The 16,206-nt window shown below is 27.7% G+C and carries 12 protein-coding genes and 1 riboswitch; of the genes, 10 read left to right on the top strand and 2 right to left on the bottom strand.

All coding sequences use genetic code 11. The features are described 5' to 3' along the window. Window positions 1-95: 95 nt before the first annotated feature. Window positions 96-641 (bottom strand): J domain-containing protein, encoded by a 546-nt coding sequence (locus ACQPUY_RS10700; protein WP_430841215.1) that lies wholly within the window; start codon window positions 639-641, stop codon window positions 96-98. A 110-nt stretch (window positions 642-751) separates the two neighbouring features. Between ACQPUY_RS10700 and ACQPUY_RS10695 the strand changes: the two genes are divergently transcribed. The 5 genes from ACQPUY_RS10695 to ACQPUY_RS10675 all read left to right on the top strand — a co-directional run bounded on the left by ACQPUY_RS10695 (window position 752) and on the right by ACQPUY_RS10675 (window position 6,450). Next, window positions 752-1,627, top strand: coding sequence for a radical SAM/SPASM domain-containing protein (locus ACQPUY_RS10695; protein ID WP_430841214.1), 876 nt, complete (start codon window positions 752-754; stop codon window positions 1,625-1,627). A 12-nt stretch (window positions 1,628-1,639) separates the two neighbouring features. Next, a complete protein-coding gene (locus tag ACQPUY_RS10690) occupies window positions 1,640-2,614 on the top strand; it encodes an aromatic acid exporter family protein (RefSeq protein ID WP_430841213.1) in 975 nt (324 codons plus the stop codon). A gap of 63 nt (window positions 2,615-2,677) precedes the next feature. Further along, entirely contained in the window at window positions 2,678-3,460 is a 783-nt protein-coding gene (locus ACQPUY_RS10685) for an ABC transporter ATP-binding protein (protein ID WP_430841212.1), read from the top strand. 2 nt (window positions 3,461-3,462) lie between these two features. Continuing rightward, complete coding sequence (locus tag ACQPUY_RS10680; RefSeq protein WP_430841211.1) at window positions 3,463-5,112, top strand: hypothetical protein; 1,650 nt, start codon at window positions 3,463-3,465, stop codon at window positions 5,110-5,112. Between the two features lie 138 nt (window positions 5,113-5,250). Beyond that, a complete protein-coding gene (locus ACQPUY_RS10675; RefSeq protein ID WP_430841210.1) occupies window positions 5,251-6,450 on the top strand; it encodes an NAD(P)/FAD-dependent oxidoreductase in 1,200 nt (399 codons plus the stop codon). A gap of 132 nt (window positions 6,451-6,582) precedes the next feature. On the opposite strand, the gene ACQPUY_RS10670 is transcribed toward ACQPUY_RS10675, so the two are convergent. Beyond that, window positions 6,583-7,896 carry a VanW family protein gene (locus tag ACQPUY_RS10670; RefSeq protein WP_430841209.1) on the bottom strand — a complete coding sequence of 438 codons (1,314 nt, stop codon included), beginning with the start codon at window positions 7,894-7,896 and terminating at the stop codon, window positions 6,583-6,585. A gap of 405 nt (window positions 7,897-8,301) precedes the next feature. Between ACQPUY_RS10670 and ACQPUY_RS10665 the strand changes: the two genes are divergently transcribed. The 5 genes from ACQPUY_RS10665 to ACQPUY_RS10645 all read left to right on the top strand — a co-directional run bounded on the left by ACQPUY_RS10665 (window position 8,302) and on the right by ACQPUY_RS10645 (window position 16,034). After that, window positions 8,302-9,108: a cation diffusion facilitator family transporter gene (locus tag ACQPUY_RS10665; RefSeq protein WP_430841208.1), complete on the top strand. Its 807-nt coding sequence runs from the start codon at window positions 8,302-8,304 to the stop codon at window positions 9,106-9,108. 161 nt (window positions 9,109-9,269) lie between these two features. Then, a complete protein-coding gene (locus ACQPUY_RS10660; RefSeq protein WP_430841207.1) occupies window positions 9,270-11,705 on the top strand; it encodes a heavy metal translocating P-type ATPase in 2,436 nt (811 codons plus the stop codon). Window positions 11,706-11,764: 59 nt separating this feature from the next. Next, window positions 11,765-11,939: riboswitch (Lysine riboswitch) on the top strand. A 70-nt stretch (window positions 11,940-12,009) separates the two neighbouring features. Beyond that, on the top strand, window positions 12,010-13,323 hold the full coding sequence (locus ACQPUY_RS10655) for an APC family permease (protein WP_430841206.1): 1,314 nt from the start codon (window positions 12,010-12,012) through the stop codon (window positions 13,321-13,323). Window positions 13,324-13,501: 178 nt separating this feature from the next. Beyond that, entirely contained in the window at window positions 13,502-13,801 is a 300-nt protein-coding gene (locus ACQPUY_RS10650) for an ATP-dependent Clp protease adaptor ClpS (RefSeq protein ID WP_430841205.1), read from the top strand. Between the two features lies 1 nt (window position 13,802). After that, complete coding sequence (locus ACQPUY_RS10645; protein ID WP_430841204.1) at window positions 13,803-16,034, top strand: AAA family ATPase; 2,232 nt, start codon at window positions 13,803-13,805, stop codon at window positions 16,032-16,034. Window positions 16,035-16,206: the final 172 nt, after the last annotated feature.

Raw genomic sequence — 16,206 nt, 5'->3', positions numbered from 1 at the left:
CTGTCACACAAGGATAGCACCTTTTTATCATAAAAAGTATTATTAAGTAGTTTAAAGTTAAATATTACTGTAAAAATAAAATATTAATATTTTTGTTAGCACATTCCTCCGCCATTACCAGAATTACTACCACCACACATATTCATATTATTTGAAGCATTTTCTGGATTTGCTTGATTTGGGGTAGGATTTTGATAATTGTTTTGCTTATAATAGTTTACAATTTCTCCAGAACGGTTTCTAAGAGTTGTTAATGTTTCTGCATATTCTTTATTTGATGGATCTAACTCTGTAGATTTGACTACATGCTGAATACCAATATCAAACCAACCTTTTTTGAAATAAACAAACCCCATTAGATAATTCCATTCAGCAGAGTCTCTTAAATCTAAAAGGTTTAATTTACCCTCAGCAATAGAAATATTGTCATTGTCTATGAAGGAACGTATATCCTTATATACTCCTCCGTTTACTAACACATCATAAGCTAAATTTGCTTCATTTATTATATCTTCAGCTAGAGGGCGAGAGTCTATAGATGAATTTGCTAAAGAATATTCATCTAATATGTTTTTATAAGCTCTTTTAATTTCCTCTTTTGAAGCATTTGGAGAAACACCGAGTACCTTATATGGATCCAAATTATCTCACATCCTTTATAAAAATTAATTACATGATAATATTTAATATATTGGAAGAAAGGATATAATATGATAAATTAATTTTATATAATGTGAAAAGGAGATAAGTAATGGGAAGATTTAAAAAAATATATATAGAAACAACAAATATATGTAACTTAAGTTGCAATTTTTGTCCTAAAACTAGTAGAAAGTTAGGATTTATGGATGTTGACAGTTTTAATAAAATAATTAATAAGGTGAAAGGATACACAAATCATATATATCTTCATTTAATGGGGGAACCATTTTTAAATAGAAACTTAGAAAGTTTTCTTAATATAGCTAAAAAGGCAAATATAAAAGTTAATATCACATCTAATGGAACCTTAATTAATAATGTAAAAGAAGTTTTAATAAATTCTAGAGCAGTTAGACAAGTTAATATTTCTCTTCATAGCTTTGAAGCAAATGAAAATGATATAGATTTTTATGAATACTTAAATAATGTGCTAAGCTTTATTAATGAAGCAAATGAGAAAAGTGATATAATATGTGCTCTTAGATTGTGGAATATAGATACCGAAGAGCTAAAAGCTAATAATAATTTAAATTTAAAAATAATAAAAATAATAGAAAATAGATTAAATATTGAATTTTCATTAGTTGATGCATTAATAGAAAAAAGAGGAATAAAACTTAAAGATAGAGTGTATTTAAATATGGCAGAAAAATTTAGTTGGCCAGATTCAAATATTTCTCTAATAAGTGAAGAAGTATTTTGTCATGGTTTAAGAGATCAAATAGGAATATTATTAGATGGAACAGTAGTACCTTGCTGTTTAGATAGTGAGGGTAATATACCATTAGGTAATATATTTAAAGAAGATTTAGAAGATATAATTAATTCAAAAAGAGCTAGAAATATTTATGATGGTTTTTCAAGAAGACGTGCAGTAGAAGAACTTTGTAAGAGATGTGGGTATGCAAAAAGACATTTTAATTAGAGAGGTGATAATTTGAAATATATATATAATTTAGCTTTTAAAATGTCTATATCTGCTACTATTGCTTTAATTTTAGCAAATCTTTTGAAGTTACAATTTTCAGCTGTAGCAGCTGTTATAGCTATATTAAGTATTCAAGATACAAGGAAAAAGTCATTAATTGTTGGAAAAAATAGAATAGTAGCCTGTATAACAGCAATATTATTATCTGTAATAATTTATAAATTTTTAGGGCAAAATTCACTTACTTTTGCAGCATTCCTTTTAGTATTTATACCTATTACATCAAGATTTAAAATATCAGAGGGAATGGTGCCAGCAGTAGTTTTATCCACTCACTTACTTGTAGCAGATGAAATAACATTATATTGGGTGATAAATGAACTATTAATAATGATAATAGGTGTAGGAATTGCATCAATTGCAAATTTATTTATGCCTTCATTACATCATCAGTTTAATGAAGATAAGGAATATATAGAAAAAAGCTACAGAGTGATTTTATCTAAAATGTCTAAGTCTCTTTTAACCTATTCAGTTGATAGAGATGAAGAGGTAATAGTTAGGGATATAGAAAAAAGGTTAAATGAAAGCATAGAAAGAGCATATAAAATAGCAAACAATAATCTTCTAAAAAGTGATTCATATTATGTTGACTATATGAATATGAGAAAAAGTCAGTTTGATATTATAAAAAAGTTAAGATCACATTTTGAAAAGTTTTATATGTCTTTTGAACAAACATATATGATAGCTAAATTCACTAAAAGTGTTGCTGATCAAGTTAAGGATACAAATGACTGTAAAGACCTATTAAAAGAATTAGATAAAATAAAGTTAGATTTTAAGCAAATGACTTTACCAAAGACTAGGGAAGAGTTTGAAAATAGAGCACAATTATTACAATTTTTAAATGATATGGAAGACTTATTAAGAATTAAAAGTAATTTTGTTTTAAATTATAATTTATATAATAGTTGTAATTAACATTTATAGTAAAAATTTACAATGTATTAATTTTACTGTAAAATTATTTATGGGGGTGTAAAAATGGATAATAACACAGTTTTAGAGTTAGTAGACTTAAGAAAAAGTTTTGGCTCAAAAGAAGTACTAAAGGGAATTAATTTAAAAGTAAATAAGGGAAGTATAATTGGATATATTGGTCCAAATGGAGCAGGGAAAAGTACTACTGTAAAGTTGATTATGGGACTAATTACCGGATATAGCGGGGAAATAAAGATATTTGGAGAAGAGGTTTCTAGAGGTGATGAAAGTTATAAGAAAAAAATAGGATATGTACCTGAAGTTCCAGAAATATATGATAGCTTAACTGGAAAGGAATACTTAACATTTGTAGGACAACTATATGGAATCGACTATGATAAGGCAGATGAAAAAGCAAAAAAATTAATGGATATTTTAGGTATAATCGATTCCTATGGTAAAAGGATTTCCTCTTACTCAAAAGGTATGAAGCAAAAGCTTATTCTTATTTCTAGCTTAATGCATAATCCAGAAATTTTATTTTTAGATGAACCTTTAAGTGGTTTAGATGCTAACAGTGTAATGATAATTAAAGAGATATTAGCTCATCTTGCAGAGGAAGGAAAAACAATATTTTATTCATCTCATATTATGGAGGTTGTAGAAAAAATAAGTGATAGAATTATTTTAATTAATAATGGTGAAATAGTTGCTGATGGTAATTTTGAAGAGTTAAAAAATAACTATAAAGAAAGTTCTCTAGAAAATATATTTAATGAGGTTACTGGTTTCCACGAGTATAAAGAGTTAGCAGAAAACTTTATATCAGTAGTTAAAGAGGTATAGCTATGAAAGAGTTTAAAGTTTTAAAAGTTATAGATAAGCTATCAGGTTTATATAAAAAAGCTGGAGTAGACTATAATATGTTTAGATTAATATTAAATACAAAGCTAACTATGGATGGAAGAAGAAAAGCAACTGTTTTTAATGATGCTAAGAAAAAAAAGGAAAACTCTAATGAGTTTTACAAAGCACTAATTTTATATGCTATTTTTGGAGCATTTATAGGACTTATGCTTATGTTTGATATTAATAGAATGTATATAATGTCAATATATTTTTCAGCAATAATGTTTATGATTTTAACTATTTTTATTTCAGATTTTTCTTATGTAATATTAGATGTAAGAGATAAAAATATTATATCTACTAAAGGTATTGATAGTAAAACTATAAATGCGGCAAAAATTACTCATGTATTTATATATATGTTTTACTTAACTTTAGCCTTAGTTGGAGTTTCTTTTATAGTATCTTTTAAATATGGAATTAGTTATTTTTTAGTATTTTTCTTGGAGATAGTATTAATAGATATATTTATGATAATTGTTACAGCTTTGGCTTATCTTTTAGTATTAAAGTTTTTTGATGGTGAAAAACTTAAGGATATAATAAATTTTGTTCAAATTGGATTAAGTATATTTATGGTTGTAATTTATCAAATAGTACCTAGAATATTTGAATTTGTAGATATATTTAATTTTAGATATGAAGAAAAATTATGGCATCTTTTAATACCTCCAATGTGGTTTGCAGCTCCTCTTTCTATGATTTCAGGGGAAGGAATAACTATAATTAAAGCTATTATGAGTATATTAGCAATAGCTGTTCCAATAATTTCAATGCTTATATATTTAAAATTATCACCAGCCTTTGAGAAAAATCTTCAAAAGTTAAATAATAATGAAGATAAGATAAAGGAAAAGAGTAGATTATTAATAAAGATAAATAATTTATTCTGTAAGGATAATACAGAAAGGGCTTTTTTTAATTTTTCTCTTGGAATTATGAATTCTGAAAGAGAGTTTAAGCTTAAAATATATCCAAGCTTATCTTTAGGAATAGTATTGCCTATAATTTTTATGCTTATAGGAATAGATAGAAATAATCCAAGTGGAATCTTTGAAAGTTTAAGAAATTCAAGATCTTATTTTTCAATTTATGCTTTTGCATTTGTAATTCCTAATATAATAGTTATGCTTAGGTATTCAGAGAGGTATTTAGGCGCATGGATATATGAAATTGCACCAATAAAGAATACTTCATCTATATTTAGAGGAGTTATCAAAGGAGCAATATACAAGCTTATGTTAGTACCTTATATTATTATTTCCATAATATTTATTATAATATTTGGACCTAAAGTAATAATTCATTTAATTATAGCGTTTTTATCCTTTATATTATTAATTATAATAAATTTTGCATCTTTAAAGAAGGAGTTCCCATTTTCAAGAAAGTTTGAAGCAACTAATGGTGGAGAAGGTTTATTAGCTTTGTTGGTATCACTTGGAGGTATTATACTAGTACTTGGCATTCATTTTGCAATTAGCAAAACTCCTTTAGAAATTTTTATATATTTAATTGTCTTAATGATAATTGATTGGATTTTATGGAAGTTTGCATTTAAAATTTCTAAGGCTAAATTAAAGGGTTAAAAATAATATAGATTTTAACAATTGTGTGAAATATAGTATTTATATTCTTTGTATAAAGACTACTATTATATTTCACACTTTTTATTTTTGGTATATAATAGATTTTAAAGATTATAGATGAAATTAAGGAGATACATTATGGCAAAGGTTATAATTGTTGGAGCTGGTCCTGCAGGTATTATGGCTGCATTATCAGCTTCAAAAAATAATGAAGTTATTTTAATTGAAAGAAATAACGAAATTGGTAAAAAGCTAAAGCTTACTGGTGGTGGAAGATGTAATATTACTAATAATAGAGATATAGAAGAGTTTTTTGAAAAAATAGTTACAAATAAAAAGTTTTTATATAGTGCTCTGTATACTTTTTCTAATATTAGTCTTTTAGATTATTTTTCAAGTAAGGGATTAGAGTACAAGGTTGAATATGATCAAAAGGTATTCACTAAAAGTGATAAAGCAGATGAAGTAATTGAGATTTTTAAAAGAGATCTTATGAAAAATGATGTAAAAATATATTATAATACTAAAATTAACGACTTAATAGTAGAAGAGAATACAGTAAAAGGTGTAGTTACTGATGAAGGAAAAGAAATCTTTGCTGATAAAGTAATTATAACTACAGGCGGTAAGAGCTATCCAACTACAGGTTCTGATGGGAGTATGTTTGATATATTAAAAAGACATGGACATATGATAAATACCTTGTATCCAGCTTTAATCCCTTTAGTCATAAAAGAAGGATTTATTAAAAATCTTCAAGGAATAGCTATGAAGGAAGTTATTATTAGTACTATGATAAAAAAGAAAAAAATAGAAAGACAAGGTGACATGATATTTACGCACTTTGGAATATCAGGACCAGGGGTACTTAAGTTTTCTTCTTACATAAATAAAATATTAAAAGATAGAGAAGTAGAAATAAAAATTGATTTTTTACCAGAAATCTCTAGAGATGAGTTATCTAATATAATTAGAGGTAATAAGAGCATATTAAATAATTTAAAGCAATATTTACCTCAAAACTTTATAAAAGAAATATTAAATATTTTAACCTTAAATGAAGTGAGGGTATCCGAACTAAGAAAAGAAGATGAATTGAAATTAATTCAGTATATTAAAGAAATGAATTTAACAGTTGAAGATACTATTACAATTAAAGGTGCTATGGTAACTAGTGGTGGAGTCAGTGTTAAGGAAATTAATTCATCTACTATGGAATCTAAGATAATTAAGAATCTATTCTTTGCTGGAGAAGTTATAGATATAGATGCTGAAACTGGTGGATATAATCTTCAAATGGCTTTTTCAACTGGATATTTAGCAGGGATGCAAGAGTAATTAAAAATTTGAAATGTAAATTAAAGAAAAAATTCTTATTTAGTTTTGAAATTTATCTATTGGTGATTTATAGCAAATTATATCATTAATTCTTCATTCTAAATTAAAAAGGTTGCTATATAGGCAACCTTTTTAATTTGGAAGTGGTTGATAGGTACTTCTGTCTAAATATTTATTAACTACTAATTCTCCATTAGAGTCATATCCATATAAATAAGCGTCGGCGCTTAAATCACTTAAAGGTACTGAAACTGGTTCGTAAGTTATACCATTTGTTACTGAATCATTACACCAGAATTCAATAGTTAGTTTTCCGTTAGCTGCATATGAATTTATAACTATAGGATAGTCAAATTCATTTACAAATTTTAAATCTATTAAGTTGTCAGCTAAAGTTGCATCAAGCCCCATAGGAACATAAGAAACCTTCATCATATGGTTTAATCTTTCAGTAGGAATTATTCCAGCTCTTAGCATAGTATTATATAAAGTTGAAGCAACTTGACAAACTCCACCACCAACTCCAGGAACTACTTTTCCACCAACATATGTATTAGCTTCAACAAATCCATTATCTAAAGTTGTTGGGCCAATAGCCTTTTCCGTAGAGAAAGTTTCGCCTGGCATAACAATAGTGTTATCTATATTCTTAGCAGCTAGTTGAAGATTTGTTCCACTTGGTCCTGCTTTGTAATTAGTTGTATATGATGAAATTTTCTTATTAATATCCCCTAAAGCACTAGATGTAATATTAGCTTCAACAACTTCAACATCACCAGTTACCTCAATTACTTCTGGAGCATTCATATCTTTTATTTGATTTTTAATAGTATCTAATAATTCCGATGAATTTAATTTAAGTCCAGTAGAATCACTTGATATATTAATGCTTCCACCTGATATATCAACAGAAGCATTAGTAGGGGAAACATCTACTGAATCAGATATGCTAGATACAAATGAAGTTAATTTTTCATCATTGAATAGAACTTCAAATTCATATTCTCTATTTTCAGGATTTTTAATTAAATTTAGCTTAGTAAAAAATCCTTGATCTTTTCCAAAAGTTAGAATTTTTTCTTCGAGTTCATCATAATTAATGCTTGAATCTAAATCTTTGTAAGAAATATTAAAGCTCTGACCATTTGCATTTACAGATATTTCTTTGTTAGAAATATCATTAAGTAAAGAAACTAAAGTGTTATGTAGATCATCATTATTAAATCCTGTTAAATCTTTGTTTAATATAGAAGCTCCGGGATAAACCTTATCAGCATAACTATTGATTAGTGTAATATTTTTATAAAACCAAAAGCCTATTCCTATTACAAATACTAAAGCTATTATAAAAATAGATTTCCAACCTTTTGGGGTGAAAATTGTATTTTTATTTGGTGCTTCTGCCACTTCCTTTTGTGTATCGGTGTTAAGATTATTATTTTCCATAAGTACCCGCCCTCTATTAGTTAGTTTGTCCTTATAAAGACATATATAGTTTAACTCCAAAGGTTAATAATTTCAATAAAGTTTGGGAAGTTTTGCAATTTATATAGAAATTTTATACTTATTAAAAATAAATTGGTATTATATTGGGGATAAATATTATTGTTAATAAGTACTTTTATGCTTTTCATAGAAAATGGAAAAAGCTAAAATAACCATATTAATATAGGGAATATATTACTTTAATGATTTGAGATTAATAATATAAAGGAGTAAAATATAAATAAGTAATTTTTTTAGAGGAGTGATATTATGAAAGCGGAAAACAAAATGCTTAAATTCTCAGCCTTTGGTGGCTTGTTCTTCGCTGTCTTAGGTATTGCATGGGGATGAGCGATAAACTCAGAAATGATTAGTTTTGATGGATTATATTCATTAATAAGCCTAGGACTAGCTTTATTTGCAATTATTACAACTAATTTTATTAATAAAAAGGATTTTAAAAATTATCCTTTTGGTAAATTTACGTTAGAACCAGTAATAGTTATTATTAAGTCACTTGTACTTTTAATAATGTGTTCAATTACATTATTTTCAGCTATAAATCAAGTTATAAATGGTGGAAATAATGTTGAAGAAGGGTTTGCGTTAGGATATGCACTAATTTCTTCTATTGGCTGCACATGGGTTTACTTATATATGAAAAAATCATCAAGAAATCTTAATTCTGAAATAGTGAAAGCTGAAAGTAATCAATGGCTTATGGATGCTATGTTAAGTGTAGGAGTATTAATAGGATTCATAATTTCTATATTATTAAAATATATTGGACTATCTAGCTTATCTAAATATGTGGATCCTGGTATGGTAATTTTATCTTCTAGTATATTCTTAAAAATGCCTATAACTTCTGCTGTAGATGCATTTAAAGAACTTATTAATTCAACTGCAGATGATGAAATTAATGGTGATATTAGAAATCTTGTAAAAGAAATAGAAATTGAGTATAAATTAGAGGAGTCAGTAGCAAGAGTAGCAAAAGTAGGACGAGAACTTAGAATAGAAATTGATTTTATAGTTTCAAATAACTCTAAAATTAAATCAGTAGAGGATATGGATAAGGTAAGAGAAATAATTGATAATAATACAAATCACTTTGACTTAAAAAAATGGTTAAATATTTCATTTACTAAGAATAAGAAATGGGCAATATAATGTGATTATTATGAATGTACTTTAATGCTTTAGGCTGTTAAGCTTTAAGCGATAAAGTGCATTTTTATTTTGCATATTAATAATTATTATTGACAAAGATAAATATGAGAGTATAATAAAATTATACCACACCCCCAGGGGGTGGGTGGAAGGAGAATAATATGAAAGATGAAAAATTAAAAATTACAGGTATGACATGTTCTGCATGTGCAAATAGAGTTGAAAGAGTTGTAGGTAAACTTGAAGGAGTTAGCAATGCAAATGTAAATTTTGCAAATGAAATATTAAGTGTAAAATACGATAATGATAAGGTAAATAGCTCAGAAATAGAAAAGGCTATTGAGAAAGCTGGTTATGGAGTTCAAAAAAATTTAAAAAGCTATAGTCTAAAAGTGGAAGGTATGACTTGCTCAGCTTGTGCTAATAGAGTTGAAAGAGTAACAAAAAAAGCTGATGGTGTTATAAATTCTTCTGTTAATTTTGCTACAGAAAAACTTAATATTACTTTTGATGAAGACAAGATTAATATAAATAAAATTAAAGAAGTAGTTCAAAAGTCAGGATACAATTTAATAATAGATGAAAAAAAGGATATATCTGACAAGAAAATTCCAGAATATAAAAAGCTTTGGTATAGATTCATTTTATCCCTTATATTTACAGTCCCATTATTAATAATTTCCATGGGGCATATGGTAGGTATGCATTTACCCAATTTTATAGATCCCATGATGAATCCTATGAATTTTGCCATAGCTCAATTGCTTTTAACTATACCAGTAATGCTATTTGGTTATAGATTTTATATTGTTGGATTTAGAAACTTATTTAAACTAAGTCCTAATATGGATTCATTAATTGCAATAGGGACTTCTGCGGCTGTTATATATGGATTTTTTGCTATATATAAAATTTCCATTGGAAATACTGATTATGCAATGCATTTATATTTTGAATCTGCGGCTGTTATTTTAACTTTAATAACTTTAGGAAAATATTTAGAGTCTGTATCAAAAGGAAAGACTTCTGAAGCTATTAAAAAGTTAATGGGGCTTGCACCGAAAACAGCTAATATAATTAGAAATAATAATGAGATGGTAGTTCCTATTGAAGAAGTTATGGTAGGTGATATAGTAATAGTTAAACCAGGTGAGAAATTACCAGTAGATGGTGAAGTAGTTGAAGGTAATACTTCTATTGATGAATCTATGCTTACTGGTGAAAGCTTGCCTGTAGAAAAAGAAATCGGAAGCAAGGTTGTTGGTGCAAGTATTAATAAATCAGGATTTATTAAATACAAAGCAACTAAAGTTGGTGATGACACTGCTCTAGCACAAATCATAAAATTAGTAGAAGATGCTCAAGGTACAAAAGCTCCTATAGCAAAACTTGCAGATGTTATCTCAGCTTACTTTGTTCCAACTGTTATTACACTCGCTATTATAGCTTCATTAGGATGGTATATTTCAGGAGAATCTACTGTTTTCGCATTAACAATATTTATTTCAGTTTTAGTAATAGCGTGTCCTTGTGCTCTTGGATTAGCTACTCCTACAGCAATTATGGTTGGTACAGGTAAGGGAGCTGAAAATGGAGTTTTAATAAAAGGCGGAGAAGCTTTAGAAACTGCATATAAAATTCAAACTATAGTTTTCGATAAAACAGGTACTATAACAGAAGGAAAACCAAAAGTGACTGATATAATTACTAAAAATTTAAGTGATGATGAAATTCTTATATTAGCAGCTAGTGCAGAAAGGGGATCTGAACATCCATTAGGAGAGGCCATTGTAAGAGCTGCTAAAGAAAAAAATCTTGAGTTTAAAAATATAGAAGAATTTAATGCTATAGCAGGTCATGGAATAGAGGTTAAAATAGAAGATAAAGTCATTATTTTAGGTAATAAGAAATTAATGATTGATAGAAATATAGATTTAGATAATTTTGAAGAAAAATCTAATAAGCTTGCTGAAGATGGAAAAACTCCAATGTTCTTATCAATAAATAACAATTTAGAAGGAATAGTAGCTGTTGCTGATACTGTTAAAGAAAATAGTAAAAAAGCTATTGATGCTATCCATAAAATGGGGATAAGAGTTGCCATGATAACAGGAGATAATGAAAGAACTGCAAAGGCAATAGCCAAAGAAGTTGGAATAGATATAGTTCTTGCGGAAGTTTTACCAGAAGATAAAGCTAATGAAGTTAAAAAGCTTCAAGAAGGAAATAAGAAAGTTGCTATGGTTGGAGATGGTATTAATGATGCTCCAGCATTAGTTCAAGCAGATATTGGAATAGCAATAGGATCTGGAACAGATGTTGCAATGGAATCTGCAGATATAGTATTAATGAAAAGTGATCTATTAGATGTTATAAAAGCTATTCAATTAAGTAAAGCAACTATTAATAATATTAAAGAAAATTTATTCTGGGCCTTTGCTTACAATGTATTAGGAATACCAGTTGCTATGGGAATCCTTCATATATTTGGTGGGCCATTATTAAATCCTATGATAGCTGCTGGAGCTATGAGTTTAAGTTCAGTGTCAGTATTATTAAATGCTTTAAGACTTAGAAATTTTAAAGCAAATATATAAAGGTCGAAATAAGTTGACATATGTAGAAATTTTGATAAAATTATATAGTAAAAATAAAACGAGTAGATAGAGGTTGCAATAATTAATAGTAGTATTAATGAGGTAAGCACGATGATTTAATTATGAAAGGAGTTATTGCCGAAGTATATATCTTAGCTTTAATGGTTATATACTGGTTTTGCATAGAATATATGCAAAACTGTCACAATAAAATTGTGGAGTGCTATCTTTGTGGTTGTTTAAGTTTTGTAACAAATACAAGCTCAAAGAATAATCTTTGAGCTTATTTTTTTAGGAGAAAAAAATGAAAGAAAAACAAATGAAAAAAGAAATTACATTATTTATGGCAACCATGCTAGTATGCGGTAATATGATTGGTTCAGGAGTATTTATGTTACCAGCAACATTAGCAGAGGTTTCAGGTCCGTTAGCAACTATAATTGCATGGATATTAACAACTATAGGATCCATACTAATAGCAGTATCCTTTTCTAATTTAGGTTCTAAATATCCTTCTACAGGTGGGGCTTATCAATATACTAAAGAGGCATTTGGGGAATTTGCAGGATTTTTAAATGCTTGGTTATATTGGAATGGATCATGGATTGGAAATGCAGCTATAATAGTTTCAATAGCAAGCTATAGTTCAGCTTTAATACCTGCTTTAAATAATCCTATAATATCAATTGTTTTTACAAGTTCTATCTTGTGGATTTTTACTTTTATTAATATTATAGGTGTAAAAAAAGCTGGAAAAATTCAATCCTTTGCGACAGTATTTAAAATAGTTTTTTTTGCTTTTTTTATAATAGTTGCTTTAGTTAACTTTGATAGTTCTAATCTTTTACCATTGATTCCAGCTGATAAGGGACTTAATACAGTTTCTCTTGCAGCAACTTCAACTCTATGGGCTTTTGTAGGATTAGAAAGTGCAACAGTAACTGCTGGAGAGATAAGCAACCCAGAAAAAAATATTAGGAAAAGTACTATATATGGATTAATAATTTCTTCTATAATTTATATATTAATTAGTGTAGCAAGCATGGGAGTTATGTCTAATACTGAACTTGCTTCAAGTTCAGCTCCTCTAACTGATATACTATCCAAAGCTTTAGGCCCAGCTATAGGAAAACCATTAGCTTTAGCAGTAGTAATATGTATATTAGGAACTACTATAGGATGGCTTTTATCTACTGCAAGAGTAGCGTATGCAGCAGGTGAAGATGGAGTTTTTCCAAAGGCTTTTGGAAAGTTAAGTCCAAAGTATGGAACTCCTGTGAATTCTTTAGTTATAGGATCTGTTTTAGTTAATATATTGCTAATTATGAATTACCAAAAGAGTATGGTGTCTACATTTACTTTTATAACAATATTAGCAACATTAGCATTTTTACCAGTATATTTAATGACTGCTGCTGCTGAAATGATGCTTTTATTTAAGGATGAAAGAAAAATAACTCTAAGTATATTTATTAAAAAATCTTTAATACCATTATTGGCTTTTGTTTATGCATTATGGACTATATATGGTTCAGGTGCAGAGATAGTAATGTGGGGATTTTTATTAATGCTAATAGGTATACCATTTTACGTATATAATCATCATAAAAATAAATAAAAAATGACCTCATCTTAGTTAAGATGAGGTCATTTTGTTTTTGAAAAAACAATTAATTCAAAAATAGTAATCAAAGTCCATGGTATTTTGCAACTATAAATAATATAATATATAATAAATATCAAATAAGATTATTTTTCTTTCTTATACTTAACAAAGAGAAGGTGGAGGAATAAATTTGGAAACTAATTCAAAAGTAATTGAAAGAACTAATATTAAAATAGAGGAACCAAGGAAATATAAGGTTATTATGCATAATGATGATTTTACGACTATGGAGTTTGTAGTTGCAATTTTAAATATAATATTTAATAAAAGTTTAGAGGAAGCTAATAAAATTATGATGGAGGTCCATAAAAGTGGAAAGGGTATAGCAGGTATATATCCTTATGACATAGCAATTTCAAAGGCTAATAAAGCAATGATAATGGCTAAAGAGGAAGGATTTCCATTTAAACTTACAGTAGAGGAGGATTAAAATGGATATAAGTAAAATAGTGAGAGATGTTTTGCTAAGGGCGTATAGCACAGCAAAAGAAAATAGAAATGAATATGTTACACCTGAACATTTACTTTTAAGTGCTTTAGAAGAAGATACTTTTAAAGAAGTGATAGTTAAATTAAATGGTGATGTTGACGAGTTAAAAAGTGATTTAAATAGTTACATTAACGAATATGTAGATAAATTAGAAGATGGAGAGCCGGAAGAGAGTTTTGGAATTAAGAATATATTAATTGTAGCAACTCAGCAAGCAGCTTTTAGTGAAAGAAATTTTGTTTCTTTGGAGCATGTAATTTCAGCAATTTATGCTTTAAAGGATAGTCATGCTGTATATTATTTAGAAAAGCAAGGTATAGATAAACAAGAGCTATTATTTGAACTTTCTCATAATAAGTCAGAAGAAGATGACTTAGCTAAGGATGCAATAAAAATAATTAAAGTTAATAAAAGCGAAGTTAAAAAAGAAAAAAGTATAGTAAATAATTTTTGTACTAATTTAACTGAATTAATTGATGAAGAAGATAATTATCCTTTAGTAGGAAGAAAAGATATAATTGATAGGACTATACAAGTACTTTGTAGAAGGACAAAAAATAATCCGATTCATATTGGAGAACCAGGAGTTGGTAAGACTGCAATAACTATGGGACTTGCCAAGTTAATTAAAGAAGGAAGTGTTCCAGATAAATTGAAAAATGCTGAGATTTTCTCTTTAGATATAGGTACAATTCTTGCAGGAACTAAGTATAGAGGCGACTTTGAAGAAAGAATTAAGCAAATATTAGATGAAATTAAGACTTATGAAAACCCAATAGTATATATAGATGAAATCCATAATATAGTTGGAGCAGGTGCTTTAAATGGTAGCTCTCTAGATGGAGGAAGTTTAATTAAAGGATATTTATTGGAAGGAAAAATAAGATTTATTGGAGCTACTACTTATGATGACTATAAAAAATATTTTGAAAAAGATAAGGCCTTAGTCAGAAGATTCCAAGTTATAGAAGTTAAAGAAACATCTATAGAGGAAACTATAAATATATTAGATGGAATAAAAGAAAATTTTGAAGAGTACCATAATGTAAAATATACAGAGGAAGCTTTAAAATCTGCAGTTAATTTAAGTGATAAGTATATTAATGATAGATTCTTACCAGATAAGGCTATTGATATTATAGATGAAGCAGGTGCCTTTGTAGATATTAATAGGGAGAAATATTCAGATAGTATAGTAGATGAAATAGTTATAGAGGAGATAATATCCAAGATATGTAAGATACCTAAACAGACTATTGAAAATACTGAAATAAATTCATTAAAGATATTAGAAGAAGAACTTAAGAATAATATTTTTGGACAAAATCAAGCTATTGAGGAAGTTACTAGATGCATTAAAATGTCTAGAGCAGGATTGAATGATGAAAATAAACCAGTAGCATCTATGCTTTTTGTAGGACCAACAGGAGTTGGTAAAACTGAAATAGCAAAAGTATTAGCAAAAACTTTAGGAATTGAACTAGTAAGATTTGATATGAGTGAATATGGAGAAAGACATGCAGCTGCTAAGCTTATAGGTTCTCCTCCAGGATATGTAGGATATGAAGAAGGTGGATTATTAACTGATACTATTAAAAAGAAACCAAACTCTGTATTACTATTAGATGAAATAGAAAAAGCTCATCCAGATATTTTAAGTGTATTATTACAAGTTATGGATTATGCTACATTAACTGATAACAAAGGTAGAAAAGCAGATTTTAGAAATGTAATTTTAATAATGACTTCAAATGCTGGTGCAAGAGATATTGGAAAAAATTTAGTAGGCTTTGGTAGGGGATCAATAAATATAGAAGCTATAGGCGATGAGGTTAAAAGAGCCTTTACCCCTGAATTTAGAAATAGATTAGATAAGGTAATTGTATTTAATCAAATAAATAGTGAAATGGCTTTAGAAATTGCAAATAAGGAATTAAATAAGTTTATAGATAAACTTAAGGAAAAAAATATTGAATTAAGCTTTAGTGAAGAGGCAGTTAACTTTATTAGTGAAAAAGGATTGTCTAGAGAGTTTGGAGCTAGAGAAATAATGAGAGTTATAAACTCTGAAATAAAACCGTTACTAGTAGATGAACTATTATTTGGTGAATTATCAAATGGTGGCAAGTGTAGGATAGTTATAGAAGATAATAAGTTTAGAATAAATATATAATAATACTATCTTTGTGAATAATATTTTACAATTTCCATCATTTGGCTTTGATGTGTATCTATTAATTTTGCTATTACTTGGAGCATAAGGATGGAATAAAAATTCATAATTCCGAGGGATGAGGAATTATTACATTTAATTTCTAAAAGTAAATATGTTATGTTAGGGCGAC

The sequence above is a fragment of the Clostridium nigeriense genome, assembly GCF_050585245.1.
GTDB classification, from domain to species: Bacteria; Bacillota; Clostridia; order Clostridiales; family Clostridiaceae; genus Clostridium; species Clostridium nigeriense_A.
The sequence above is the reverse complement of the archived record's forward strand: the minus strand, read 5'-3'. Positions and strand labels throughout refer to the sequence as shown.